Raw genomic sequence first — 25166 nt, 5'->3', positions numbered from 1 at the left:
CTCCGCAGGTATCAGTCGTCGCTGTCGTCGTCGCTGTCGAGATTGTCGCCGCTGATCGCGGCGAAGCATTTGATCCGATGCTCGGCGCTGCCATCGCTCAGCAGCCAGCTGTCCGTCTCGGCATCGAAGCGCGCAGCACTCACCGCAGCCAGGGAGAACTGCCAGTGGCGACGAGCGCTGCCGTCGACGCAGTCGATGCTCAGCAGCGGCTGATCCTGGCTGTCGGCACTGGCCGAGCCGGCGCTGACCCGGGCCAGCAGCTCCTTGTCCAGGTTGAATTGCCAGGCGTAGAGGTCGTCGATTTCCAGCATGTCGGCGGCTTCGAGGGCTTCGATCAGGCTGCTGTGGGTTGTGCTCATGACTTGACTCGATAGGGGGGATGGGGGTCAACGGCCGAGGCGGCGCAAGCAGTCGGATTCGATGACGCGCACGCCGTCGTCCTCTTCCAGGGCCAGGCGCCAGAGGGCACGGGCCAGCACTGTGGCTTCGATGCCGTGGTATTTGCCCGGCAACCAGCGCGCCAGCGGCGCGGCCAGGCGCTCGCCGAGGCGGAACTCGTTGCGCGGGCCGAGCAGCAGGGAGGGCCGTACCAGGGTCAGCTGCGGCCAGTCCTGGGCTTGCAGCGTTTGCTCCATCTCGCCCTTGACCCGGTTATAGAACACCGCGGACTTGGCGTCGGCGCCGAGGGCGCTGACCACCAGCAGATGACGGGCCCCGAGTTCGCGGGCACGCTGGGCGAAGGCGACGACCAGGTCATGGTCGACGGCGCGAAAGGCCTCCTGCGAGCCGGCTTGCCTGAGCGTGGTGCCCAGGCAGCAGAAGGCGGTGTCGATGGGGCCGTTGAGCTGTGGCAACAGCTCCTGCAGTTCACCCACCGGGTTTTCCAGGTGCGGGTGCTCGGCCAGTGGCCGGCGGCTCGGCGCCAGCACGCGCGCGACCGTGGGCTCGTTGAGCAGGCGATCCAGCAGGTGTTCACCGGTCAGGCCGGTGGCACCTGCGAGGAGGATGTGCTGGGGCGTCAAATACATGGTCGTGAGGTCTCCGCTGATATCCATCAGCTTAACAGGCCGTTGGAAAACTACTGCGCGTTGCGCTCGATACTTTGCTCGATAGCCGGGGCGGGGCGGGTGGCGGTAGCGCTGTTCAACGCTCGGCTGGCCTGCTGCTCGCGCAGGGCACGCCAGTGCTGCAGTACTGCCTTGGCTGGCCAGATTTGCGGTTCGGAGGCCTCGAAGCCATCGGCCTGTTCGCGCTCGGCGATTGTCGCCCTGGCCAGCTCGAAGGCGCGCTGCAGGTCATCGGTCTGGTTGAGCGCTTCGGCGAACAGCGCGCGGCCGAAGTAGGTGAAGTCGTTTTCCTCCGAGCAGCCGAAGGATACCCGGTCGTCCCGGGCGGCGGTCATCACCAGGGTCTTGTCGTCTTGCAGTAGGGGAATGAAACCGCCGGAGTAGCAGGCCGAGATCACCACCACCTTGTGCCGCTCGCGCAGCGGCTGCAGCAGCACGGCCAGCTCGCTTGCCGGCAGGTCGCTCAGTTGCAGGCGCGGTTGCTCGAGGTTCAGTTCATGCCGGCGCGAACCGTGGCTGGTCAGGTAGATGAAGACCAGGTCCTCCGGCCCGCTGCGTTCGGCCAGCGCCTGCAGCGCGCGGCGCAGGTTTTCGCGGGTAGCCAGTGGGCGTTCGGCGATGTGGTCGCGGTGATTGGTCAGGCTGATGCGGCCGTGGGCGGCGAAGCGTTCGCCGAGCAGGTTGGCGACGTAATCGGCTTCGCGCATGAACACGCTCTGCTGGCCGTCGCCGGCCAGGGTCAGGGCGTACAGTTCGATGGCGGGGGTGGAGGCGGGCAGGCCGGCGATGGCCTGGTCGAGCAGGCGGCCCTGCGCCAGCAGGCCGAGTTCTAGCGGGTCGGGTAGCAAGCGGTCCTGTTCGTCGCGCAGGCGTTGGCCGCGCAGCCAGGTGCCGCTCTGCTGGTCGCCCGCGGCGAGGGTCAGGGTGCCGTTACCCGCGTATTCGCCCTGCTCGAAGCGCCCCTGGTACAGGCTGCCATCGGCCAGCTGCAGGTGACCTTGACCGTGATAGCTCCAGTCGCGGAATTCGCCGCGGTAGCGCTCGCCCTCGGCGCTCTGGAACTCGCCCGCGCCGTTGAGTGCGCCCTCGGCGAACTGTCCGCTCCAGACGTCGCCAGCGGCACTCTGGTAGCGGCCTTTGCCGTGGAACCGGTTGTCGCGGAAGGCCCCGCTGTAGAGATCGCCGTCGGCGCTCTTGAAACTGCCGGGGCCTTGCAGCAGGCCCTTGGCGAACTCGCCGCTGAACTGGTTGCCGTACTCGTCGCTGTGTACGCCCTGGCCATGCGGCAGGCCTTTGCGGAACTGGCCGTGGAAGCTGCTGCCATCGGCGCGCTCGAGGCTGCCCAGGCCGTGGAACAGATCGTCTCTGAATGTGCCGCGATAGACCAGGCCGTCCTGTTTGAGCGTGCCTTCGCCGGCAAACCGACCCGCGGCGAAACCGCCCTGGTAGCTGCCGCCGTCAGGGTAGTGGAGTGTGCCCTGGCCATGAAAGGCGCCGTGCGCGAACTCGCCGACGTAGCGCTCGCCATTCGCGCCGCGCCATTCGCCGGGGCCATGCCGCTGGCCATCCTTGAAGGTGCCGACGAACCAACTGCCGTCGCGGTAATCCAGGCGGCCGGGGCCCTGCAACAAACCGTCGACCACCTCGCCGCGATAGCGCGCGCCGTCGGGCAGGATCGCATCCGCGGGCAGCAGGGGTTCGCCGTCGCCGCAGGCGGCAAGCAGCAGGGCGAGGCTCAGGGAAGCCAGGTGGGCGAGGCGGCGCATGGCGAGCATCCAGATCCGGGCGTTGCCGCAAGTATGCCGTAAACCATCGATCCTGCGCTGCCGCGCCGCACAGAGCCGCTGCATAACCGGCGTTCGCTCGGCCGAGCGAGCGCCGGTTATGCCAGCGTAGATCAGACGAAGCAGAGGGTCAGGGGTTCGGCTACATAGGCCGGTTTTTCCTGGCCTTCGATTTCCAGTACCGCGCGGGCCTTGAGCAGCCACTGGCCGGGATTTTTCTCGCTGGCGTCGGTCAGGGTCACCACCAGGCGTACCCTGGAGTCGACCTTGACCGGCTGGATGAAGCGCACGCTGTCCAGGCCATAGTTGATGGCCATTTTCAGGCCCTCGGGCATGATCATGATGTCTTCCATGAGCATGGGGATCAGCGACAACGACAGGAAACCGTGGGCGATGGTGCTGCCGAAGGGGGTCCGCTTGGCTTTTTCCGGGTCGACGTGAATGAATTGATGGTCGCCGGTGCACTCGGCGAATTGATTGATGCGTTGCTGATCGATGGTCAACCAGTCGGAGCGTCCCAGTTCCTTGCCTACAAAATTATTGAGCTCTGCTACGGGTACTGACGGCATAGTTCCTCCTTGAGGAGACGGATGATTTATTTTTTTTCGGGTTGCATCTCTCGGCTCCTAGATCATCACGCGGGCCGGTGCCGGGTCAAGTGTGCGCTGTCTTGCTGAATGGCAGGTTATAGACAGGCGCTTTGCCTGCCTATAATGGCCGCGGTTCGCCAAGGCCCTGGGCTATGCGCTCGCCGCTGTTCGCCATCGATTCGGAGATTCACTCATGCTGTTACGCGGCTTGTTCTGGCTGGTGCTATGCCAACTGCTAGGTACCGGACTCAACGTCCTGTTGCTGCCGATGTTGCCGGGGCCGATTATCGGCATGCTGTTACTGTTGCTGTTTCTGCTGGTGCATGGCGAGGTCAACGAGCCCTTGCACCTGGCCGCCAGCAACCTGCTCAAGTACCTGCCGCTGTTGCTGGTGCCGCCTGCGGTCGGGGTGATGGCCTATGCCGATGCGATTGCCACGGACTTCTGGGCGGTGATCGGGGCACTGGTGCTGTCGCTGGTGCTGTCGGTGGTGTTCGCCGGCTGGATGATGCAGAAGCTGATCGAGCGCCAGCAGCGTCGCCGGGAGGACGTATGAGTCTCGACTGGTTCGGAGCCTGGCAGGCAGTCACCCATCACCCCCTGTTTGGCGCCGGGATCACCCTGGGCGCTTATCAGGTGGCGATTGCGGCTTACGATAAAACCCGCTGGATGTTCCTGCAGCCGGTACTGGTGTCGACGGCGATCGTTATCGGCGTGCTGTTGCTGTGTGGCCTGGATTTCGCCGAGTACCGGGTCAGCGCCGAAGCCCTGACCTTGTTCCTGGGGCCGGCCACCGTGGCCCTGGCGGTGCCCTTGTTCCTCAATCTGCGGCGGATTCGCCAGTTGTTCTGGCCGACCGTGCTGACCCTGCTGATCGCCGGGGTGGTGGCGACGGTGCTGGGCGTGGCGCTGGCCTGGTGGTTCGGCGCCGACTCGATCATGTTGATGAGCGTGGCACCGAAGTCGGTGACCTCGCCGATCGCCATGCTGGTGGCCAGCCAGATCGGTGGTATTGCCGCATTGGCCGCGGTATTCGTGATGATCACCGGCGTGGTCGGGGCCATGCTCGGCCCGTCGTTGTTGCGCCTGTGTGGCGTGCGTCACCACGCGGCAATCGGCATGGCTCTGGGCATGACCGCGCATGCGGTGGGTACCGCGCGGGCCATGCAGGAAAGCGAAGAGTGCGGCGCGTTCGCCGCGCTGGCGATGAGCCTGATGGGCATGCTCACCGCAGTATTGCTACCGCTGGCGATCCTCTTCCTGATCTGAGGGCAACCCCATGAAACTCCCCCTGTTCCCGCTCAACACCGTGCTGTTTCCGCAGTGTCCGCTCGATTTGCAGATATTCGAGGCGCGCTACCTGGACATGATCAGCCGCTGCATGAAGCAGGGCGAAGGCTTCGGTGTGGTGTGCATCCTCGAAGGGGGCGAGGTCGGCGAGGCCGCCGGGCGCTTCTCGGCGATTGGCTGCGAGGCGCGGATCTGCGACTTCCAGCAGCGGCCCAACGGCTTGCTGGGGGTTCGTGTCGAAGGTGGCCGGCGCTTCAGGGTGCACCACGCCCAGGTGTTGCCGGATCAACTGACCGTCGCCGAGGTCGATTGGCTGGAGGAGGCGGCAGAGCAATCCCTGGGGCTCGAACATGCGGATCTGCTCGCGTTGCTCGAGGCCCTGGCCGAGCACCCGCTGATTGCCGCCCTGGGCATGTCCGGCGCGGTCAGCGATCAAGCGGCTCTGGCCAATCGACTGGCCTACCTGCTGCCATTGGCGCCCGAGCAGAAACTCCAGCTGCTCGACCTCGACACGCCGCAGGCGCGCCTGAGCCAGTTGCAGGTCTGGCTCGAGCAGTTGCAGGGCGAGAGTGGTGCTGCTCAATAGCGATAGAGCAGCAGCGCCTCCGACAGCCGCCAGGTGGCAATGGCGCCGAGCAGCCCCAGGCACGCCGGCAGGATCAACCACCACACCTTGGCGGGTAGCGCCGGCAGTGGCGTTCGCCATTGGCACAGGCTCAGGCTGAGCGCACACAGGCCGCCCGCCAGCAGGGCCCCGGCGATGATATCGCTCGGCCAATGCACGCCCAGATACACCCGCGACAGGGCAATGGCCATGGCCGGCAGGCTGGCCAGCAGCAGCCAGGCCAGGCGCAGCCGCGCAGGCGCGCCGCGGCCGGCCAATACACCGAGGGCCAGAAAAAAGGCGAAGGCCGCCGAGCTGTGGCCGCTGGGCAGGCTGAAGCTGTTCAAGGGTTCGAGCAGTACCTCCGGGCGCTGGCGGGCCAGCAGGGCTTTCAGCGCGCCGTTGGCCAGGGCGGTCGCGAGCAGGGCGCCGCCGCTGAAGCACAGCGCCCGCCACTGCCGAGCCAGCAGCAGCAACAGGCAGAGCAATGCGGCAACGGCCAGCTGGCTGTGGAAGTCGCCGAGGCGGGTGATCAGCACCATCAGGCTGTCGAGGCTGGCGCTGCGCTGTTCCTGGATCAGGGCGAGCAGGCCGCGGTCGAGCTGGTCGAGGCGCGGCCAACCGAGCAACAGACCGAGCAACAGCAACAAACTCAAGCCGGCGGCGATCCAGCTGGCGCGGCGGCGTTCGCCCAGGCTGTCATGCACGCTGAGCAGCAGCAGGGCGGCCAGGCCGGCGGCCAGTACTGCGGCTTGCGGCCAGAAATTTTCAGGCAGGGGCAGGCGCAGCGCGGCGCCGGTGGCCCAGCCCGGCAGCAGGTAGGCGACCGCCCAACCGGCCGAGGCGAGCAGACTGACCAGCACGAAACGCCCGAAGGGCATGTTGAGCATGCCGGCGATCATTGGCAGCATCGGCCGTAGCGGGCCGATAAAGCGGCCGACCAGCAGGCTGGCGATGCCGTAGCGCTGGAAGTAGAACTCCGCCCCCAGCATCCATTCGGGGTGGTGGCGCAGCCCCGGCAGGCGGCGGATGTCCTGGTGGAAGTAGCGCCCCGTGGCGTAGGACAGCAGGTCGCCGAGCACTCCGCCGGCGTAGGCCAGCGCCAGGGTCTGGCCGAGGCTCAGGGCACCGCTGCCGGCGAGTACGGCGACGGCGAACAGCAAGAGGGTGCCGGGCACCAGGATGCCGACAATGGCCAGGCACTCGGCGCAGGCGATCAGCAAGATCGCCAGGCCCAGCCACTCGGGGTTGGCCGTGAGCCAGAGGGTCAAGCTGTCGAGCCATTGGCTCATCGATGTTCATCCTTGGGGCCAAGTAGATAAAAGTCCTGGCCCTCGACCTGGCCGCGGCGCAGCGGGTTGCGCGTGCAATGCCGGGCAAAGCTGGCGTCGACGAAGCGATAAGGCAGATGTTCGTCGCGCCCGCTGGGAATGCCCAGGCGCACCGTCTGCACGATCTGCGCCGGGCGTTCGCCAACATCCTCGACGAACAACCGCTGCGAATCGAAACGCCGCGCATCCCAGTCCGGCACTTTCAGGCCGAGCGCGCGGCACAGCAGGGTCTGCCCGGCGCAGAGTTTTTCCAGCGGGCGTGGCCGGCCCTGGGCATCCGGGTTGTTGGCTTGCATGCGCGTCAGGCTGGCATCGGGCGAGTAGCGGTCGAGCCAGGGGTAGGCCGATTTGATCAGTACCGCGTTACCCGGGCCCTGGGCGCTGAAGTTCAGCGAATCGCCGCCACGGGCGTAATACATGTAGATGTGTCCGCCGCCCTGGAACAGGGCCTTGCGCTTCTCCGTGTAGCCGAGCGAGGCGTGGCTGCCTTTTTCCGCCAGGTAGTAGGCCTCGGTCTCGATGATCCGTGCGCTCAGCCAGAGTTCGCCGCAGCGGTGGCGAATCACCTTGCCGAGCAGCTCGCGGGCGAGCTGGCGCGCGTCGCGGTCGAAGAAGCTGTCGGCCAGGGGGCGGGCATGGGCCCAGGGCAGGCTGCGGACGGGTTCGTCAGGCATGTGAGTTCACTGGTAGAAGGCAGGTCTCGGGTTGGCTGCGATGATAGCAACAAGCGTCTTGCCGATGTCCTGGCCAGCCCTGGCAGGCGGGCGATTGTCGCGGCTTGTCGACTATCCGCCCGGCGCCGCTGTGCGTGGGGCGGTGGCACCGCTATAATCAGCCGCTTTCCTTACTGCCAGGCCCCAGAGACCATGACAGAGTCCGTGCTCGACTATATGACCCGCCTGGGCCGTGCCGCCCGCGCCGCCTCGCGCGTGGTCGCCAGCGCCAGCACCGCGCAGAAGAATCGTGCCCTGCACGCCGCCGCCGAGGCCCTGGATGCCGCACGCGCCGAGCTGACCGCCGCCAACGAACTGGACCTGGCCGCCGGTCGGGCCAATGGCCTGGAGCCGGCGTTGCTCGACCGTCTGGCGCTGACCCCGGCGCGCATCGACGGCATGATCGAAGGCCTGCGCCAGGTCGCGGCGCTGGCCGACCCGGTCGGCGCGATCCGCGACATGAGCTACCGGCCGTCGGGTATTCAGGTCGGCAAGATGCGTGTGCCGCTCGGGGTGATCGGCATCATCTACGAGTCGCGGCCCAACGTGACCATCGACGCCGCCAGCCTGTGCCTGAAGTCCGGCAACGCCACCATCCTGCGTGGCGGTTCGGAGGCCATTCACTCCAACCGTGCCATCGCCGCCTGCATCCAGCGCGGTCTGGCCGCCGCCGAGCTGCCGGCCGCCGCCGTGCAGGTGGTGGAAACCACCGATCGCGCCGCCGTCGGTGCGCTGATCAGCATGCCCGAGTTCGTCGATGTGATAGTGCCGCGCGGCGGCAAGGGTCTGATCGAACGCATCAGCCGTGATGCGCGGGTGCCGGTGATCAAGCACCTGGACGGCATCTGCCATGTGTATGTCGACGCCCTGGCCGAGCTGCCCAAGGCCCAGGCCGTCGCCTTCAACGCCAAGACCTACCGCTACGGCATCTGCGGGGCGATGGAAACCCTGTTGGTCGATCAGGCCGTGGCGGCGGCATTCCTGCCGGCCATGGAGCAGATGTTCACCGAGAAGGGCGTCGAGCTGCGTGGTTGCGCACGCACCTGCGCGCTGATCCAGGCGACGCCTGCGACCGAAGAGGACTGGAGCACCGAGTACCTGGCGCCGATCCTGTCGATCCGCGTGGTCGACGGCCTGGAGCAGGCCATCGAGCACATCAACCGCTACGGCTCGCACCACACCGACGCCATCGTCACCGAACACCAGGGCCGCGCCCGGCGTTTCCTCGCCGAGGTCGACTCCAGTTCGGTGATGCTCAATGCCCCGACCTGCTTCGCCGACGGCTTCGAGTACGGCCTGGGCGCGGAGATCGGCATTTCCACCGACAAGCTGCACGCCCGCGGCCCGGTGGGCCTGGAAGGCCTGACCTGCGAGAAGTATGTGGTGATCGGCGACGGTCAACTGCGCGGGCAGAATGCCTAAGAAGATCGGGATTTTCGGCGGCACCTTCGATCCGGTGCACATCGGCCACCTGCGCAGTGCCCTGGAAGTGGCGGAGTTCATGGCCCTCGACGAGCTGCGCCTGATCCCCAGTGCGCGGCCGCCGCACCGCGAGGCGCCGCAGGTATCGGCGCGCGATCGCCTGGCCATGGTCGAACTGGCAGTGGCCGGCCTGCCGCCGCTACGGGTCGACGACCGCGAGCTCAAGCGCGACAAGCCGTCCTACAGCATCGACACCCTGGAATCGTTGCGCAGCGAACTGGCGGCCGCCGACCAGTTGTTTCTGATCATCGGCTGGGATGCCTTCTGCGGGCTACCCAGCTGGCATCGCTGGAACGAGTTGCTGGAGCACTGCCATATCCTGGTGCTGCAGCGCCCGGATGCCGACAGCGAAGCGCCGGAAACCTTGCGCAACCTGCTGGCGGCCCGCAGCATCAGCGACCCGCTGAGCCTGGAAGGGCCCGGCGGGCAGATTTCCTTTATCTGGCAGACGCCCCTGGCGGTGTCCGCTACGCAGATCCGCACGCTATTGGCGAGCGGCAAATCGGTGCGTTTTCTGCTGCCCGATGCGGTACTCAGCTATATCCATGCGCACGGGCTCTACCGTGCGTCGAACTGAACACAAGGCAAACGAGTTACTTATGAAGAAGCAAAAAATGCTCAGCGAAGACCTGGTCAAACTGGCCATCGCTGCCCTGGAAGACATCAAGGCGCAAGACATCACCAGCATCGATGTGCGCGACAAGACCAGCATCACCGACTACATGGTGATCGCCAGCGGCACCTCGAGCCGTCACGTCAAGTCGCTGGTCGACAACGTGCTGGAGAAGGTCAAGGAGAAGGGCGTGCGGCCGCTCGGCAGCGAAGGCCTGGACTCTGGCGAGTGGGCGTTGCTCGACCTGGGCGATATCGTCGTCCACGTGATGCTGCCCACCGCCCGTCAGTTCTACGACCTTGAACGCCTGTGGCGCGGCGCCGAACAGAGCCGTGCGCAGTTCAGCTCCGAGCCGGACCAAGAGTAAGGACGCAGCGCCGTGCGGATCAAACTGATTGCCGTCGGCTCGCGCATGCCGCGCTGGGTGGAAGAAGGTTGGCAGGAATACGCCAAGCGCATGCCGGCGGAGCTGGCCCTGGAGCTGGTCGAGATTCCCTTGACCACCCGCGGCAAGAATGCCGACGTGACGCGGATGATCCGCCAGGAAGGCGAAGCCATGCTGGCCAAGGTCGCGCCCGGGGAACGCATCGTCACCCTGGAAGTCGAAGGGCGGCCGTGGAGCACCGAGCAGCTGGCGGTTGAACTGGACAAGTGGCGCCTGGATGCGCGCACCGTCAACCTCATGGTCGGCGGTCCCGAAGGCCTGGCGCCGGCAGTGCAGGCGCGCAGCGAACAGCGCTGGTCGTTGTCGCCGCTGACCCTGCCGCACCCGTTGGTGCGTATTCTGATCGGCGAACAGATGTACCGGGCCTGGACGCTGTTGTCCGGCCACCCGTACCACAAATGATTTCCACCCCTGATCAGCAGTCATAGATGCCGCAGCCGATTCGCCTCAAGGACCACGAAAAAGACGCGCGCCTGATTCGCCGGCGTGCGCTGGTCGGTGCCCTGGTGTTTTTGCTGCTGACCGCGGCCCTGATTGCCCGCATGTATTACCTGCAGGTGGTGCAGTACGAATATCACTCGACTCTCTCGGAAAATAACCGGGTGCACGTGCAGCCGCTGCCACCGACCCGTGGGCTGATCTTCGACCGCAATGGGGTGATAGTCGCCGACAATCGGCCCAGTTTCAGCCTGACCCTGACCCGCGAGCGGGCGGGCGACTGGGTGCAGGTGCTGGATGTGATAGTCGAGGTGCTGGGGCTGAGCGAGGACGAGCGCGCACTGTTCGAGAAGCGCGTGCGCCAGGGGCGGCGGCCGTTCGAGCCGGTGCCGGTGTTGTTCGAGTTGAGCGAGGAACAGATCGCCACCATCGCGGTCAATCAGTTCCGTCTGCCCGGGGTCGAGGTGGTGGCGCAACTGGTGCGCCATTATCCCCAGCGCGAACACTTCGCCCATTCGGTGGGCTACGTCGGGCGGATCAACGAGAAAGAACTCAAGGACCTCGACCCGGTGGCGTACAGCGGCACCCACCATATCGGCAAGACCGGTGTCGAGCGCTTCTACGAAGAGCAGTTGCACGGCGAGGTCGGCTACGAAGAGGTCGAGACCAACGCCCGCGGCCGGGTGCTGCGGGTGCTCAAACGGATCGATCCGCTGCCGGGCAAGGATGTCATGCTGACCATCGATGTGCGCCTGCAGGAAGCCGCCGAGGCCGCGCTGGGTGGGCGCCGCGGCGCCATAGTGGCGATCCAGCCAAGCACCGGCGAGGTGCTGGCGATGGTCAGTCAACCGAGCTTCGACCCCAACCCCTTCGTCACCGGCATCAGCTTCAAGGCCTATGCCGAACTGCGCGACTCGATCGATCAGCCGCTGTTCAACCGGGTCCTGCGCGGCCTCTATCCGCCGGGTTCGACCATCAAGCCGATGATGGCCGTAGCCGCCCTGGATGCCGGGGTGATCACCCCCACGTCGCGGGTGTTCGATCCGGGGTTCTATCAGCTGCCCAATCACAGTCACAAGTATCGTAACTGGAATCGCAGCGGCGACGGCTGGGTGAGCCTGGACATGGCGATCATGCGCTCCAACGACACCTATTTTTACGATTTGGCGCACAAGATGGGCATCGACCGCATGCACGATTACATGACCCGCTTCGGCCTGGGCCAGCGGGTGTCGCTGGACATGTTCGAGGAAACGGCCGGGCTGATGCCGTCGCGGGACTGGAAGCGGGCGCGCTACCGGCAGCCCTGGTACCCGGGGGAAACCCTGATTCTCGGTATCGGTCAGGGTTATATGCAGACCACGCCGCTGCAGTTGGCCCAGGCCACCGCGCTGATGGCCACCCGCGGCAAGTGGATTCGTCCGCACCTGGCCAAGACCATCGAGGGCTTGCCTCCGGTCGACAGCGAGCCGCTGCCGGATATCCAGTTGCGTGACCCGCAAAGCTGGGATTCGGCGCGCTTCGGCATGGAGCAGGTGATGCACGGTCCGCGTGGTACGGCGCGCAAGGTCGGCGACAGTTCGGTCTATCGAATTGCCGGCAAGAGCGGCACGGCGCAGGTGGTGGCGATCAGGCAGGGCGAAAAATACGACCGCAACAAGGTCCAGGAGCGCCACCGTGACCATGCCCTGTTCGTCGCTTTCGCCCCGGCGGACAATCCGCAGATCGCCGTGGCGGTGATGGTCGAAAATGGTGAGTCCGGCTCGGGTGTGGCCGCCCCGGTGGTCAAACAGGTGATGGATGCCTGGCTGCTCGACGACAGTGGCCAGCTCAAGGCCGAGTACGCCATGCCCGTGAGTGCAGAGGTCAGCCAGCGATGAACAGTAACTTCGACCGCGTGCTGTCCAGCGAGGACGTGTTGCGCCGCCGCGCCAGTCTGCTGCAGCGCCTGCATATCGACGGCATTCTGCTGCTGCTGCTGCTGATCCTGGCGGTCGGCAGCCTGTTCATCCTGTATTCGGCCAGCGGCAAGAATATCGACCTGTTGCTCAAGCAGGCCAGCTCCTTCGGCATCGGTCTGGTGGGCATGTTCATCATCGCCCAGTTCGATCCGCGCTTCATGGCGCGCTGGGTGCCTTTGGCTTATGTGGCGGGCGTCGGCCTGCTGGTGGTGGTGGACGTCATGGGGCACAACGCCATGGGCGCCACCCGCTGGATCAATATTCCCGGGGTGATCCGCTTCCAGCCCTCGGAGTTCATGAAGATCATCATGCCGGCGACCATCGCCTGGTACCTGGCCAAGCGCAGCCTGCCGCCGAGTTTGAAGCACATTGGCATCAGTCTGGCGTTGATTGTCGTGCCCTTCGGCTTGATTCTGGTGCAGCCGGATCTGGGCACTTCATTGTTGGTGATCACCTCGGGCGCCTTCGTGTTGTTCATCGCCGGGTTGCAGTGGCGCTGGATTCTCGGCGCGCTGGCGGCGCTGGTGCCGATCGCCGTGGCCATGTGGTTCTTCGTCCTGCGCGAGTACCAGAAGCAGCGCGTGCTGACCTTCCTCAACCCGGAGAGCGACCCGCTGGGCAGTGGCTGGAACATCATTCAGTCGAAGGCGGCGATCGGCTCCGGTGGCGTCTTCGGCAAGGGCTGGCTGCTCGGCACCCAGTCGCATTTGGACTTCTTGCCGGAAAGCCATACCGACTTCATCATCGCCGTGCTTGCCGAGGAATTCGGCCTGGTCGGGGTTTGTTTGTTACTGCTGATTTACCTGTTGTTGATCGCGCGGGGTTTGGTGATTACCGTGCAAGCGCAGACGCTGTTCGGTAAGCTTCTGGCCGGTGCGCTGACCATGACGTTCTTCGTCTATGTGTTCGTCAATATCGGCATGGTCAGCGGTTTGCTGCCGGTGGTGGGGGTGCCGTTGCCGTTCATCAGCTATGGCGGTACTTCGCTGATTACCCTGCTGGCAGGGTTTGGCATTTTGATGTCGGTCCACACGCACCGTAAGTGGATCGCACAGGCTTAGATTGGGGTTATGAATTCAATGCACATATTGCGTGGCTGGGCTGCACGGCAAACACCTTGGCTCGGTCTGGCCGCCGCCTTCGCTGTGGTCCAGCCGGCGCTCGCCGCCGATTACACGGATTCGCCGCAGGTCAGCGAGTTCATCGTCGAGATGAACCGCGATTATGGTTTTGCCGCGGAACAACTGGGGCGCCTGTTCGCCGCCGTGGAGCGCAAACAGTCGATTATCGACGCCATCTCGCGCCCGGCGGAGAAGGTCAAACCCTGGAAGGACTACCGGCCGATCTTCATCACCGACTCGCGCATCGCCCGTGGCGTGGATTTCTGGCGTGAGCATGCCGCGACCCTGGCGCGTGCCGAGGCCGAATACGGCGTGCCGCCACAGGTGATAGTGGCGATCATCGGCGTGGAAACCTTCTACGGCGGCAACACCGGCAGCTTCAGGGTGATGGATGCGCTCTCGACCCTGGCCTTCGATTACCCGCCGCGCGCGCCCTTCTTCCGCAAGGAATTGCGCGAATTCCTCATGCTCTCGCGTGAGGAACAGGTCGATCCGCTGACCCTCAAAGGCTCCTACGCCGGCGCCATGGGCTTGCCGCAATTCATGCCGAGCAGTTTCCGCGCCTATGCGGTGGACTTCGACGGCGATGGCCATATCAATATCTGGACCAACCCGGTGGATGCCATCGGCAGTGTGGCCAGCTACTTCAAGCGCCACGGCTGGCTGCCCGGCGAGCCGGTGGTCAGTGTCGCCACGGTCGAGGGCGAGCAGATCGAGCAGGGTCTGAGCGCCGGCCTCGATCCGCAGCTGAACGTCGACCAGTTACGCCGCCTGGGCTGGACCAGCAGCGATGCGCTGGACGGCGAAATGCCGGTCACCGCCTTCCGTCTCGAAGGCGCGCAGGGCGACGAATACTGGTTGGGGCTGCCGAACTTCTTCGTGATTACCCGCTATAACCGCAGTGTGATGTACGCCATGGCGGTCAATCAGCTGGCCGAATCGCTGGTAGCCGCACGAGGGGCCAACTGATGTCGGGATTGCCGTTCAGATTTGCTGCCTACTCGGCTCTCGCGCTGTTGCTGGCGAGTTGCGCGTCGACCCGCGCACCGCAGCCGGTGGCACCGGTCAAGCCGGGCGTGAGCATTTCCGGCCCCGGCGATTTCAGTCGCCCGCACAAGGATGGCGCGCCCTGGTGGGATGTCGACGTCTCGCTGATCCCGGATGCCGTACCCATGCCGCATTATGGCGCGGTCAAGGCCAGCCCCTATGTGGTGTTCGGCAAGCAGTACTACCCGATTCCCGACGCGCGCCGCTACCAAGCGGTAGGTCCGGCGTCCTGGTATGGCACCAAGTTCCACGGTCAGGCCACCGCCAACGGCGAAACCTACGACCTGTACGGCATGACCGCCGCGCACAAGACCTTGCCGCTGCCCAGCTACGTGCGGGTGACCAACCTGGAAAACGGCAAGAGTGCGATTCTGCGGGTCAACGACCGCGGGCCGTTCTATTCGGACCGGATCATCGACCTGTCCTTCGCCGCGGCGAAGAAGCTCGGTTATGCCGAGAGCGGTACGGCGCGGGTCAAGGTCGAGGGCATCGATCCCCATGAGTGGTGGGCCCAGCAGGGCCGACCGGTGCCGCTGGTGCTGGCCGCGCAGCCGGCTCAGGTCAAGACTGTCGCCCAGCCGCTTGCACAGCCGCTGGAACAGTACTCGCCACCCGTCCAGCAGCATGCCGCAGCCGTGCTGCCGGTGCAGATAGACGCAAAAAAAAACGCTTCACCCGCAGCCTCTGGCCTGTATCTCCAGGTGGGCGCCTTCGCCAATCCGGACGCTGCGGAGTTGCTCAAGGCCAAGTTGAGCGATACGGTGGCTGCCCCGGTGTTCATCAGCTCAGTGGTGCGCAACCAGCAGATCCTCCATCGCGTGCGTCTGGGCCCGGTGAGCAGCCAGGGCGAGGCTGAGCAACTGCAACTGAGCGTGCGCCAGGCCAACCTCGGTCAGCCGAGGCTGGTCAGGGCCGATTGAGGCCGCACTTATCGGCCCGCTCCTGGACTAAGTACGCAGCCGCCGGCAGGGTTCGGCTGTCGGCTTCACCCAATCTGCCCTCGCGGGCCTGTTCGACCATTAGCAACCTAGAGAGACGGATGAATATCACCTGCTTTGCGCAACGCGTTTTCTTGTCACTGCTCCTGCTCGGCGCACCGGCGGCCTGGGCCAGCCAGCAAGCGATCCCGGCACCGCCGCAACTGGCCGCCAAGTCCTATGTGCTGCTCGACGCCGCCACCGGTCAGGTGCTGGTGGAGAACAATGGCGACCAGCGCCTGCCGCCGGCCAGCCTGACCAAGCTGATGACCGCCTACATCGCCACGCTGGAGATCCGCAAAGGCAAGATCGGCGAGCAGGATCTGGTGCCCATCAGCGAGCACGCCTGGCGTACCGGCGGCGCAGCCTCCGGCGGCTCCACCATGTTCCTGCCGCTGAACAGCCAGGCCAGCGTCGACGACCTGCTGCACGGCGTCATCATCCAGTCGGGCAACGACGCCAGTATTGCCCTGGCCGAGTACATTGCCGGCAGCGAAGACGCCTTCGCCGACATGATGAACGAAACCGCTGCGCGTCTGGGCATGAGCAACAGCCACTTTATGAACGCCACCGGACTGCCGCATCCGGAGCACTATTCCAGTGCCCACGACATGGCCATCCTGGCCCGCGCCATCATCAACGAAGACCAGGAACACTACGCCATCTACGCGCAGAAGGAGTTCCTCTGGAACAACATCAAGCAGGGCAACCGCAACCTGCTGCTGTGGCGTGACAAGACCGTCGACGGCCTGAAAACCGGTCACACCGAAGAGGCCGGTTATTGCCTGGTGGCCTCCGCCGTGCGTGACAACGCGCGGATGATCACCTCGGTGTTCGGTACTGTCAGCGAGTCGGCCCGCGCTGCCGAAACCCAGAAGCTGCTGACCTATGGTTTCCGTTTCTTCGAGAGCCGCACCTTCTACAAGCAAGGCCAGGAACTGGCCCAGGCCCAGGTCTGGAAAGGTGCCGTTCGTCAGCTCAAGGCCGGTCTGGCGGCAGACCTCAGTCTGACCCTGCCGAAGGGCCAGCTGGACAAGCTGCAAGCCGGTATGACCCTGAATCCGCAGCTGATTGCGCCTATCGCCCAGGGCGAGGTGATTGGCAAGGTCGAGGTCAAATTGGGTGATGAGGTCGTGCACAGTGCCGATCTGGTGGCCCTGGAAAGCGTCGAGGAAGGTGGGCTGTTCCGCCGCCTGTGGGATAGCATTCATCTGTTCTTCTTCGGATTGTTCAACTGATATCGTGACCTGCACGCCCCTGCCGACCCGCAGGGGCGCTGTTGCTGCCACGGCTTACGAGGCCGTTACTGCCATGAATCAACCTGATGTGAAATCGTACAAAATCGAATTCCCCTGCGCCGATTACCCGATCAAGGTGGTTGGCGACAGCGGTGCCAATTACAGGGACATGGTGATCGAAATCCTCAGCAAATATGCCAAGGTCGATCTCAATACCCTGGCCGAGCGCCAGAGCAGTAATGGCAAGTACACCACTGTGCAGCTGCATATCGTGGCAACCGATGAAGATCAGCTGCGCAATATCAATAGCGCCCTGCGCGCGACCGGCATCGTGCACATGGTGCTCTGATGAGTCTGCCGCTCGGCTTTCGCGAGCTGGGCCAGGTCGACTACCAGCCTACCTGGCACGCGATGCAGCGCTTTACCGACACGCGTGGCGCGGATACGCCTGACGAGATCTGGCTGCTCGAACACGCTCCCGTATTTACCCAAGGCCAGGCCGGCAAGGCCGAGCATGTGCTGTTTCCGGGCGATATTCCGGTGGTGCAGGTCGACCGCGGCGGCCAGGTGACCTATCACGGCCCCGGCCAGCTGGTGGCTTATCTGCTTCTGGATGTGCGCCGGAGCGGCATCGGTGTGCGTGAGCTGGTCAGCCGCATCGAGCGCAGCCTGATTGATCTGCTGGCCAGTTACGGCGTCAGTGCCACAGCCAAACCGGACGCGCCAGGCGTTTATGTGGATGGGGCGAAGATCGCCTCTCTGGGGCTGCGCATCCGCAATGGCCGATCCTTCCATGGCCTGGCGCTGAATGTGGACATGGATCTGGCGCCGTTCCGGCGGATCAATCCCTGTGGCTACGCCGGCATGGCCATGACCCAGTTGGCCGATCTGGTCGCTGGGCCGATAGAATTCGCCGAGGTCAGTGCTCGACTGCGAGAACAGCTGGTCAAGCACCTCGATTACGCGCAGCAGCAGACCCTGGCGGGCGCAATAGACGGCTAAGCCTTGGCTTATCCAGCGTACTCAGGGGATGGTGGCTGGGGAGGCATGACACTGCTTGCTGCGGCCGCAATCGGCAGGGTGCGGCGTGCGCAGCAGGCGTTTGGGGCGGCACCGATGTTGGTATTGGCATTGGTGCGCACGGCGCACCCTACGAAGCCAGCCCCTACACCTGTGCGCCGATGCGTACGGGAACATTGCCTTTTCAATGGCCTGATTGCGGATAAACAAACGCCTGCCCCCAGGCAAGGCCCGGGGGCAGGCGTTGTGCGGTCCGATCAGTTCAGGTTGAGCGTCGGAATCAGGCTCGAGTCGAGCTCCTGACCCGGCACCGCTACCGGCGCCGCCAGACCCAGGTTGTTCTTCTCGAACACCCGGTCGGCACGGTAGCTGGAGCGCACCAGCGGGCCGGCGGCGACTTCCATGAAGCCCTTGCTCAGGCCGATATCGCGCAGGCGATTGAACTCTTCCGGGCTGACCCAGCGCTTGACCGGCAGGTGGTTACGGGTCGGCTGCAGGTATTGACCCAGGGTGAGGATGTCCACGCCGATGGCGCGCAGGTCATCCATGGTCTGCAGGACTTCCTCGTCGGTCTCGCCCAGGCCCAGCATCAGGCTGGTCTTGGTCAGCATCGCCGGGCGATGGCGCTTGGCGTGCTCCAGTACGCGCAGGGTCTTCTCGTAGCCGGCGCGGGGGTCGCGCACTTCATGGGTCAGGCGCTTGACCGTCTCGACGTTCTGCGCGAACACCTCGAGGCCCGAGTCCGCCACGCGCTCGATGGCCAGTGGGTCGCCGTCGAAGTCCGGGGTCAGGGCCTCCACTACCACTTGCGGGGTGCGCTCCTTGATGGCGCGTATGCAGGCGGCGTAGTGGCTGGCGCCGCCGTCGTCCAGGTCGTCGCGGTCCACCGAGGTCAGGACGATATAGCGCAGCGCCATCAGCTCCACCGACTTGGCGGTGTTCTGCGGCTCTTCCTGGTCCAGCCAGCCGTTGGGGTTGCCGGTATCCACCGCGCAGAAGCGGCAGGCGCGGGTGCATACCGAGCCCATCAGCATGATGGTGGCGGTGCCGTTGGACCAGCATTCGCCGAGGTTCGGGCAGTGGGATTCCTGACACACGGTGCTCAGGCGGTGTTCGTTGACATTGCGCTTGACCGCTTCGAAGCGGCTGCCGGCGGGAGCCTTGACCCGCAGCCACTTGGGCTTGGGTTCGAATACCTGGGGTTCGCTCGAGGCGCGGCGTTTCTGCCCGTCCTTGATCGCGGTGGTGCCCTGGGTGGTGCGGAATTTTTCGCCGCTGGCAACGGGTTTGGGTGGGGAGGTGTCGGACATCGGCAATCTGGGCTCCGCTGGAGGATCCGTGGACGAGGCGGCTTGTGGCCGCCGCGCAGTTTACCACAGAGCTGACCCTGCGGTCCGTCGAGCGCCGTGCGGTCCAGGTCGGCTTCAGGGGCGGATGGCCGCTTCGAATTTACGCCGCTGGCTTGGCCTCGAGTGACTAGACTTATGGCGGGTGGGTTCAGATGGATGGGCTCGAAGACGCTGTCGACCGCGGGGAGGGTTGAGCGCGCATGGCGGAAGAACATCTGTTTGCCGACGCCTATCAGCCGCGGCAGATCGCTCGCCGGGTCGAGGAGATGGGGGTGGCCAAGGCGCGCGCGGAGGCCTTGAGCCTGTTCGTGCTGGCGCTGCTGGCGGGCGCGTTCATCTCCCTGGGCGCTCTGCTGTTCACCGTGATCGTCACCGAGAGCCAGCTCGGTTTTGGTGTCACGCGCCTGCTTGGTGGCCTGGGCTTCTGTCTCGGCCTGGTGCTGGTGGTAGTCGGCGGAGCCGAGCTGTTCACCGGCAACAATCTGCTGGCAATGGCCTGGGCCAGCCGCCTGATCAGTGGCCGGCAGGTGCTGCGCAACTGGTGCCTGGTCTACCTGGGCAACGTGATCGGCTGCCTGGGGACCGTACTGCTGGTGCTGCTGGCCGACACCGCCGGGCTGGCTGGTGGCGCGGTGGCGGAGAGCGCGCTGCAGATTGCCCGCGGCAAGGTCGAACTGTCCCTGCTCGAGGCCTTCGCCCGCGGCATCCTGAGCAACACCCTGGTGTGCCTGGCGGTCTGGCTGGCGATGGGCGGACACAGCGTCAGCGACAAGATCCTCGCCATCCTGTTTCCCATCAGCGCCTTCGTCGCCGTCGGCTTCGAGCATTCCATCGCCAACTGGTTCTTCCTGCCTTACGGCCTGGCATTGGACGGCCAGGCTGCGATCTCGCTCGCGGGGGTGGGGCATAATCTGCTGGCGGTGACCCTGGGCAATATCGTCGGCGGCACCCTGCTGGTCGCCGGGGTGTACTGGCTGGCCTATCTGCGCGGCGACTCGCGGCAAGGTTGAGCTTGCGCGACCGCCGCCATGCAAGGGGGTCGATGACCGGCCGTTGCGCAACACTGCGGTACTCGATCGGCGACCAGCGCCCGCGGTGCAGCATTCATCGGCGGCGGGCAGCGGGTGCCGAGGCGTCGCTGCCGTCGATCCGCTGGCGGGCATTGCTGCGGGTTGTGGCGAAGGCGCTGGTGCCGAGCCAGCGCCAAAGGTTCTGCGTGTCCACGGGCGCGCCCATTACCCGCAACTCGCGGGCCTGGAGAGCGTCCCCTGGGCTGCGTTCGCCGCTCCAGACCTCGGTAAGGGCGCGCACCGTCGCGTCCACCACCAGGGTCGGCTCGCGGCCGGGATCGTCGCGGCACAGGTCGGCCACGCCGTGCTCGACCAGCAGCCACCACGCACATTCGCCAGGCCGGGCGTCGCGGAAGCTGAAATGGATGACCACCGGTCGCGGCGGGAATTCGGCGAGGCACACGAAGCGGCGCACATCCCACATCAGCAGGCCGGCGTCGAGTTCGTCGTCGCGCAGGCGACTGCCGATCCAGTGCGCGCCCCAGTGGCCGAGCGCCATGATGATCGGGCGCAAATCCTCGCCCGCCTCGGTCAGGCTGTACTCCCTGATCTTGCCATTGGTCGTGCGCCGCACCACGCCGAGCTCCTCCAGGTGGCGCAGGCGCTGGCTCAGCAGGCTGGTGGACATGCGCGGTACGCCGCGGTGCAGGTCGTTGAAGCGCTTGCTGCCGCACAGCAACTCGCGCACTACCAGCGGTGTCCAGCGCTCGCACAGCGCCTCGGCGGCGCGTGCGACCGTACAGAACTGCCCGTAGCTGTCATCCATCCTGAGTTCCCACTGTTGGTGCACCTGGGATTCGAGGCGCCAGGTCCAACACTTCAGATTCTGGACTAGTTTGCTCGATACGCCAGGCGCAGGCTGAGACTTCGATAGTCGATAGCGTTCGCGCATAGGAGAGCATCATGACCATGATTGCCATCATTCAGCGTCCCCCCGTTCTGCTCGATCGCGCCGCGACTCTGGCGCGAGGCGTGCAGTCGGTTGCCGAGGCTGCGGCGGCGGGAGCCGCGCTGGTGGTCTTGCCCGAGTTGTTCATTCCCGGTTACCCGTCGTGGATCTGGCGCCTGGCCCCGGGCCGCGATGGGGCGTTACTGAGCCAGCTGCATGGGCGACTGCTGGCCAATGCCGTGGACCTCGCCGGTGTGGACCTCGACCCCCTGTACCAGGCGGCCCGCGAGCATAGCGTTACCCTGGTCTGTGGGCTCAATGAGTGCGAGCGGCGCCAGGGTGGCGGCACCCTCTACAACAGCGTGGTGGTGATAGGCGCCGACGGTACGCTGCTCAATCGCCACCGCAAGCTGATGCCGACCAACCCCGAGCGCATGGTGCACGCCCCCGGCGATGCAGCGGGACTGCGCACGGTGGACACCCCGGTCGGCCGCCTGGGGACGCTGCTGTGCTGGGAGAACTACATGCCGCTGGCACGCTACGCGCTCTATGCTCAAGGCGTGGAGATCTACATCGCGCCGACCTACGACAGTGGCGACAGCTGGGCCGGCAGCCTGCGCCACATCGCCCTCGAAGGCCGCTGCTGGGTGCTCGGCAGTGGCAGCGTGCTGCGCGGCAGCGACATTCCCGAGGATTTCCCCTGCCGCGAGCAGCTGTTTGCCGATCCGCAGGAATGGATCAATGACGGCGATTCGCTGGTGGTCGACCCCACGGGGCGGCTGGTGGCCGGGCCGTTGCACCGCGAGGAAGGCATTCTGTATGCCGACATCGATATCGCCCAGGTAGCGCCGGCCCGGCGCACCCTCGACGTCAGCGGGCATTACGCCCGTGCCGACATCTTCGAATTGCAGGTACGGCGGACGCCGGCGACCAGTCTGCGCCTGGACAGCGATAGCGATCATAGAGGAGAGCAAGCATGAGTAGCCAGCAGCTTTACCCGGGCCGCTGTTTCTGCGGCGCGGTCGAATTTACGGTCAGCGGCGAGCCGGTGGCGATGGGCTATTGCCACTGCCAGTCATGTCGGCAGTGGTCGGCAGGGCCGGTCAATGCCTTCAGCCTGTGGCCGCCCGAGGCGCTGAGCGTGACCCGCGGTGCCGAGAATATCGACTGCTACAACAAGACGCCGGCCAGTAGCCGCAAGTGGTGCAAGCGCTGCGGCGGCCACCTGTTCACCGAGCATCCGGGCATGGGCTTGGTCGATGTGTATGCCGCGCTTATCCCACAGCTGACGTACCGGCCGGCGCTCCACGTGCATTATCAGGAGGCGGTGCTACAGATCAGGGATGGGCTGCCGAAGCTGCGCGACCTGCCCGCGGAGATGGGCGGTTCGGGGCAGAGCATGGCCGAATAGTTCGGCCGTGCACGCTCAGAGTGGCGCGCGCAGCCGCACCAGCAGCTCTTGGGTCGGGTAGCCGTCGGCTGGCCAGCCCAGTTGCAGCTGGAAGGCGCGCACGGCCTTGCGCGTGTTGGCGCCGATGATGCCGTCGGCCGGTCCCGGCTTCAGGCCGTTCTGCGCCAGCAGTTCCTGCAGCTCGATGCGCTCGCTGCGGCCCAGTTGGCGCTCCTCGCGGGGCCAGGCGGCACGCACGCCTTCGCCACCGCGCAGGCCGTCGGACAGCAGGCCGATGGCCAGGGCGTAGGAGGTCGAGTTGTTGTATTTGAGGATGCTGCGGAAATTGCTCAGCAGCAGAAAGGCCGGGCCGCGATGGCCGGCCGGCAGCAGCAGGGTGGCCATGGTTTCGCTTGCCAGGTGCTGGGCTGGCGGCGTGACCGCCGCGACCCCCAGCGCGGTCCACTCGGCCAGGCTGCGGCGTACTTCCGGGTCGGCCAGGCTGTAGTCGAAGGCCTGCGGCAGGCGCACCTCATAGCCCCAGGGCTGGCCCTTCTGCCAGCCCGAGGCCTGCAGGTAATGGGCTGCCGAGGCCAGGGCGTCGGCCGAGGAGTTCCACAGGTCGCGGCGGCCATCGCCGTCGAAATCCACGGCATGTTCGTTATAGGTGGTGGGCATGAACTGGGTCTGGCCCATGGCGCCAGCCCAGGAGCCGACCAGGCGTTGCGGGGTGATGTCACCGTGCTGGAGGATCTGCAGCACGGCAAGCAGCTGGCTGCGCCAGAACACCTGGCGGCGGCCTTCGTAGGCCAGGGTGGCGAGCGAGCGAATCACGTTGTGAGTGCCGATGTTGCTGCCGAAGTTGCTCTCCAGGCCCCATACGGCTACCAGGGTCTCTCTGTCCACGCCGTAGCGTTGTTCGATGCGCGCAAGGGTGTTGCCGTGTTGCAGCAACAGGCTCTGACCGCGGGCGACTCGCAGAGGGGAGACCGCGCCATCCAGGTATTCCCATACCGGCCGGGTAAATTCCGGTTGGCTGCTGTCGGCAACCAGCACATCGGGGTTGGGGCTGACGCCGGCGAAGGCGCGATCGAACAGCGCCGGGTCGATGCCGGCGGCAATCGCATCGCTGCGCAGCAGGGCACGCCAGTCGGCGAAGCTGAGTTTTTCGGGCGCAGCCGCGGGCTCGGGTTGGTTGCTCGAGGTGCTGCTCGGGCTGTCGGCTAGCGTGGCCAGCGATTGAGCGGGCGCCTCGGCACAGGCCGTCAGGAGCAGGAGGAGGCAAGCCGAGGTGATGTGGCTCAGGCTGCGAACAAGCAGGTTGGGCATGGTGGTCTCAAGACGTTTTTTTGCAGGCCGCTACCTTAGCACGGTTGAGGCTCCAGGCGGGCTGCAGCAGGCTTTCAGGCGGCCAGAAGGACTGAAGCCTCCCAGTTTTGCTGGGAGGCTTCGCGGCGATAACTGCCTTTGCCTTTGCCGGGTTTTTCCTGTCGGCAGCGGAACAGCGGCTGGGCGATCAGGGATTTGGCCTTGTTCGGCTTCTGCTTGCGGTTTTTGGCCATGCGGGGTCCTCATCGGCGGCCCGCGACGCGCGGGTCCATGCATGATGAGCCGCTGGTTAAAAAATGTCCAGGCGCTCCGGCTGCGACCGGCGGGCGGGGTTACAGGCCGGGGTCACCGGGCAGGCTGAGGCGTTGCCCGCACAGGCTCAGGGTCAGCATGCGCAAACCGCTCCAGGGATCGCCGGCGGCCTGGCCCTTGATCTGCGCATCGATGCGCTGGGCGTCCTGCAGCAGCGCGGCCCAGCGTGCGGCGGAAAGACGCTGCAGGGCTTTGCTGACCAGCGGTCGGCGCTTGTCCCAGACCGGCGGGCGCGCCGAGCCGAAGGCCTTGTCCAGTGGCATGCCCTGGCCGTATTGCTGGGCGATGGTGGCGAGCAGGCGGATTTCGCGGGCCAGCGCCCAGAGGATCACCGGCGGCTCGACCCCTTCGCCGCGCAAGCCTTCGAGCATGCGCAAGGCATGGGCGGCTTCGCCGTTGAGGGCCGCGTCGATCAGGCCGAACACGTCGAAGCGGGCGCTATCGGCAACCGCCGCGTGCACGGTGCTGGCCTCGATCTGCCCGCCATCGGCGAGCAGCTTGAGTTTTTCGATTTCCTGGGCAGCGGCGAGCAGGTTGCCCTCCACGCGCACGGCGATCATCTCGACCGCCTCCTGGCTGGCGCTCAGACCGGCCTGGGCCAGGCGTTGGCGAATCCATTGCGGCAGCTGCTGGGCATCCACCGGCCAGATCTGCACGAATTGACACTGCGGGCCGTCGATCAGGGCCTTGGCCCACTTGGTCTTCTGCGCGCTGCCGTCGAGTTTCGGCAGGCTGATCAGCAGCACGGTGTCTTCCGGCGGGCGCGCCAGGTATTCGAGCAGGGCGGCCGCGCCCTTGTCGCTGGGCTTGCCGGAGGGTAGGCGCAGCTCCAGCAGGCGCTTGTCGGCGAACAGCGACATGCTGGCGCCGGCCTGCAGCAGGTTGCCCCAGTCGAAGCCGGCGTCGGCGTTGAACACCTGGCGTTCGCTGAACGCCTGCTCGCGGGTGGCGGCACGAATCGCGTCGCAGGCCTCCTGGCACAGCAGCGGTTCGTCGCCACTGACCACGTACACCGCCGCCAGGTTGCCCTGGAGGTGCTTGGCGAGTTGTGCGGGGGTGAGTTTCATCGGGCGCTGATCGGCGGGGCCGTAGCGGCGGCCCCGGCG

The 25166-nt window shown here is 65.8% G+C and carries 28 protein-coding genes; 17 read left to right on the top strand and 11 right to left on the bottom strand.

Annotation, left to right across the window (positions count from 1 at the left end):
* Positions 1-11: 11 nt before the first annotated feature.
* The 4 genes from BM315_RS06570 to BM315_RS06555 all read right to left on the bottom strand — a co-directional run bounded on the left by BM315_RS06570 (position 12) and on the right by BM315_RS06555 (position 3420).
* Entirely contained in the window at positions 12-359 is a 348-nt protein-coding gene (locus BM315_RS06570) for a DUF5629 family protein (protein WP_090499050.1), read from the bottom strand.
* Between the two features lie 27 nt (positions 360-386).
* Positions 387-1028: an oxidoreductase gene (locus BM315_RS06565; protein WP_090499048.1), complete on the bottom strand. Its 642-nt coding sequence runs from the start codon at positions 1026-1028 to the stop codon at positions 387-389.
* A gap of 50 nt (positions 1029-1078) precedes the next feature.
* On the bottom strand, positions 1079-2833 hold the full coding sequence (locus BM315_RS06560; protein ID WP_090499046.1) for a C13 family peptidase: 1755 nt from the start codon (positions 2831-2833) through the stop codon (positions 1079-1081).
* 131 nt (positions 2834-2964) lie between these two features.
* Entirely contained in the window at positions 2965-3420 is a 456-nt protein-coding gene (locus BM315_RS06555; protein ID WP_090499044.1) for a MaoC family dehydratase, read from the bottom strand.
* 214 nt (positions 3421-3634) lie between these two features.
* On the opposite strand from BM315_RS06555, the gene BM315_RS06550 reads away from it, so the two are divergent.
* From BM315_RS06550 to BM315_RS06540, 3 genes are read left to right on the top strand one after another with little or no spacing between them, the layout of a single operon-like run.
* Positions 3635-3997, top strand: coding sequence for a CidA/LrgA family protein (locus BM315_RS06550; RefSeq protein WP_090499042.1), 363 nt, complete (start codon positions 3635-3637; stop codon positions 3995-3997).
* The gene (locus BM315_RS06545; RefSeq protein ID WP_090499040.1) at positions 3994-4710 is read left to right on the top strand and encodes an LrgB family protein; all 717 of its coding nucleotides are present in this window, start codon (positions 3994-3996) and stop codon (positions 4708-4710) included. Before BM315_RS06550 ends, BM315_RS06545 begins: the two co-directional genes overlap by 4 nt.
* Positions 4711-4720: 10 nt before the next feature.
* Positions 4721-5317, top strand: coding sequence for an LON peptidase substrate-binding domain-containing protein (locus tag BM315_RS06540; protein WP_090499038.1), 597 nt, complete (start codon positions 4721-4723; stop codon positions 5315-5317).
* Here BM315_RS06540 and BM315_RS06535 read toward each other — a convergent pair.
* Positions 5311-6627 (bottom strand): bifunctional DedA family/phosphatase PAP2 family protein, encoded by a 1317-nt coding sequence (locus BM315_RS06535; protein WP_090499036.1) that lies wholly within the window; start codon positions 6625-6627, stop codon positions 5311-5313. The two genes, BM315_RS06540 and BM315_RS06535, sit on opposite strands and share 7 nt — an antisense overlap.
* Positions 6624-7340, bottom strand: coding sequence for a DNA-3-methyladenine glycosylase (locus BM315_RS06530; protein WP_090499034.1), 717 nt, complete (start codon positions 7338-7340; stop codon positions 6624-6626). The genes BM315_RS06535 and BM315_RS06530 overlap by 4 nt, the downstream gene beginning before the upstream one ends.
* A gap of 192 nt (positions 7341-7532) precedes the next feature.
* On the opposite strand from BM315_RS06530, the gene BM315_RS06525 reads away from it, so the two are divergent.
* From BM315_RS06525 to lipB, 11 genes are all read left to right on the top strand, one after another.
* Entirely contained in the window at positions 7533-8801 is a 1269-nt protein-coding gene (locus BM315_RS06525) for a glutamate-5-semialdehyde dehydrogenase (protein ID WP_090499032.1), read from the top strand.
* Positions 8794-9438, top strand: a complete 645-nt coding sequence (gene nadD / locus BM315_RS06520; protein WP_090499030.1) for a nicotinate-nucleotide adenylyltransferase — start codon at positions 8794-8796, stop codon at positions 9436-9438. The genes BM315_RS06525 and nadD overlap by 8 nt, the downstream gene beginning before the upstream one ends.
* A 37-nt stretch (positions 9439-9475) precedes the next feature.
* Positions 9476-9841 carry a ribosome silencing factor gene (rsfS, locus tag BM315_RS06515; protein ID WP_090499101.1) on the top strand — a complete coding sequence of 122 codons (366 nt, stop codon included), beginning with the start codon at positions 9476-9478 and terminating at the stop codon, positions 9839-9841.
* Positions 9842-9853: 12 nt separating this feature from the next.
* A complete protein-coding gene (gene rlmH, locus BM315_RS06510; RefSeq protein ID WP_090499028.1) occupies positions 9854-10321 on the top strand; it encodes a 23S rRNA (pseudouridine(1915)-N(3))-methyltransferase RlmH in 468 nt (155 codons plus the stop codon).
* A gap of 26 nt (positions 10322-10347) precedes the next feature.
* The gene (gene mrdA / locus BM315_RS06505; protein ID WP_090499025.1) at positions 10348-12237 is read left to right on the top strand and encodes a penicillin-binding protein 2; all 1890 of its coding nucleotides are present in this window, start codon (positions 10348-10350) and stop codon (positions 12235-12237) included.
* Between the two features lie 38 nt (positions 12238-12275).
* Entirely contained in the window at positions 12276-13379 is a 1104-nt protein-coding gene (gene rodA / locus BM315_RS06500) for a rod shape-determining protein RodA (protein WP_170862169.1), read from the top strand.
* A gap of 18 nt (positions 13380-13397) precedes the next feature.
* Positions 13398-14408: a lytic murein transglycosylase B gene (gene mltB, locus BM315_RS06495; RefSeq protein ID WP_090499021.1), complete on the top strand. Its 1011-nt coding sequence runs from the start codon at positions 13398-13400 to the stop codon at positions 14406-14408.
* Positions 14408-15406, top strand: a complete 999-nt coding sequence (locus tag BM315_RS06490; protein ID WP_090499020.1) for a septal ring lytic transglycosylase RlpA family protein — start codon at positions 14408-14410, stop codon at positions 15404-15406. The genes mltB and BM315_RS06490 overlap by 1 nt, the downstream gene beginning before the upstream one ends.
* A 119-nt stretch (positions 15407-15525) precedes the next feature.
* A complete protein-coding gene (locus BM315_RS06485) occupies positions 15526-16701 on the top strand; it encodes a D-alanyl-D-alanine carboxypeptidase family protein (RefSeq protein ID WP_090499017.1) in 1176 nt (391 codons plus the stop codon).
* Between the two features lie 73 nt (positions 16702-16774).
* Positions 16775-17050 (top strand): DUF493 domain-containing protein, encoded by a 276-nt coding sequence (locus tag BM315_RS06480; protein ID WP_090499015.1) that lies wholly within the window; start codon positions 16775-16777, stop codon positions 17048-17050.
* Positions 17050-17703, top strand: coding sequence for a lipoyl(octanoyl) transferase LipB (lipB, locus tag BM315_RS06475; protein WP_090499013.1), 654 nt, complete (start codon positions 17050-17052; stop codon positions 17701-17703). The genes BM315_RS06480 and lipB overlap by 1 nt, the downstream gene beginning before the upstream one ends.
* A 275-nt stretch (positions 17704-17978) precedes the next feature.
* Here the strand turns inward: lipB and lipA are convergent, their stop codons facing one another.
* Positions 17979-19031 (bottom strand): lipoyl synthase, encoded by a 1053-nt coding sequence (gene lipA, locus BM315_RS06470; RefSeq protein WP_090499011.1) that lies wholly within the window; start codon positions 19029-19031, stop codon positions 17979-17981.
* 239 nt (positions 19032-19270) lie between these two features.
* On the opposite strand from lipA, the gene BM315_RS06465 reads away from it, so the two are divergent.
* Positions 19271-20080: a formate/nitrite transporter family protein gene (locus BM315_RS06465; protein WP_090499009.1), complete on the top strand. Its 810-nt coding sequence runs from the start codon at positions 19271-19273 to the stop codon at positions 20078-20080.
* 94 nt (positions 20081-20174) lie between these two features.
* On the opposite strand, the gene BM315_RS06460 is transcribed toward BM315_RS06465, so the two are convergent.
* On the bottom strand, positions 20175-20906 hold the full coding sequence (locus BM315_RS06460; RefSeq protein WP_090499006.1) for a winged helix-turn-helix transcriptional regulator: 732 nt from the start codon (positions 20904-20906) through the stop codon (positions 20175-20177).
* 137 nt (positions 20907-21043) lie between these two features.
* On the opposite strand from BM315_RS06460, the gene BM315_RS06455 reads away from it, so the two are divergent.
* On the top strand, positions 21044-22009 hold the full coding sequence (locus tag BM315_RS06455; protein ID WP_090499004.1) for a carbon-nitrogen hydrolase family protein: 966 nt from the start codon (positions 21044-21046) through the stop codon (positions 22007-22009).
* Positions 22006-22440, top strand: coding sequence for a GFA family protein (locus tag BM315_RS06450; RefSeq protein ID WP_090499002.1), 435 nt, complete (start codon positions 22006-22008; stop codon positions 22438-22440). The genes BM315_RS06455 and BM315_RS06450 overlap by 4 nt, the downstream gene beginning before the upstream one ends.
* Positions 22441-22455: 15 nt before the next feature.
* Here the strand turns inward: BM315_RS06450 and BM315_RS06445 are convergent, their stop codons facing one another.
* The 3 genes from BM315_RS06445 to holA all read right to left on the bottom strand — a co-directional run bounded on the left by BM315_RS06445 (position 22456) and on the right by holA (position 25127).
* Complete coding sequence (locus BM315_RS06445; protein WP_090499000.1) at positions 22456-23748, bottom strand: lytic murein transglycosylase; 1293 nt, start codon at positions 23746-23748, stop codon at positions 22456-22458.
* A 74-nt stretch (positions 23749-23822) separates the two neighbouring features.
* Positions 23823-23981 carry an alternative ribosome rescue factor ArfA gene (gene arfA / locus BM315_RS06440; RefSeq protein WP_090498998.1) on the bottom strand — a complete coding sequence of 53 codons (159 nt, stop codon included), beginning with the start codon at positions 23979-23981 and terminating at the stop codon, positions 23823-23825.
* A 99-nt stretch (positions 23982-24080) separates the two neighbouring features.
* Positions 24081-25127, bottom strand: coding sequence for a DNA polymerase III subunit delta (gene holA / locus BM315_RS06435; protein ID WP_090498996.1), 1047 nt, complete (start codon positions 25125-25127; stop codon positions 24081-24083).
* Between the last annotated feature and the right edge of the window lie 39 nt (positions 25128-25166).

Origin of the sequence: Pseudomonas borbori (assembly GCF_900115555.1) — a bacterium.
Classification (GTDB): domain Bacteria; phylum Pseudomonadota; class Gammaproteobacteria; order Pseudomonadales; family Pseudomonadaceae; genus Aquipseudomonas; species Aquipseudomonas borbori.
This window is presented reverse-complemented; position numbering and strand designations above follow the sequence as displayed.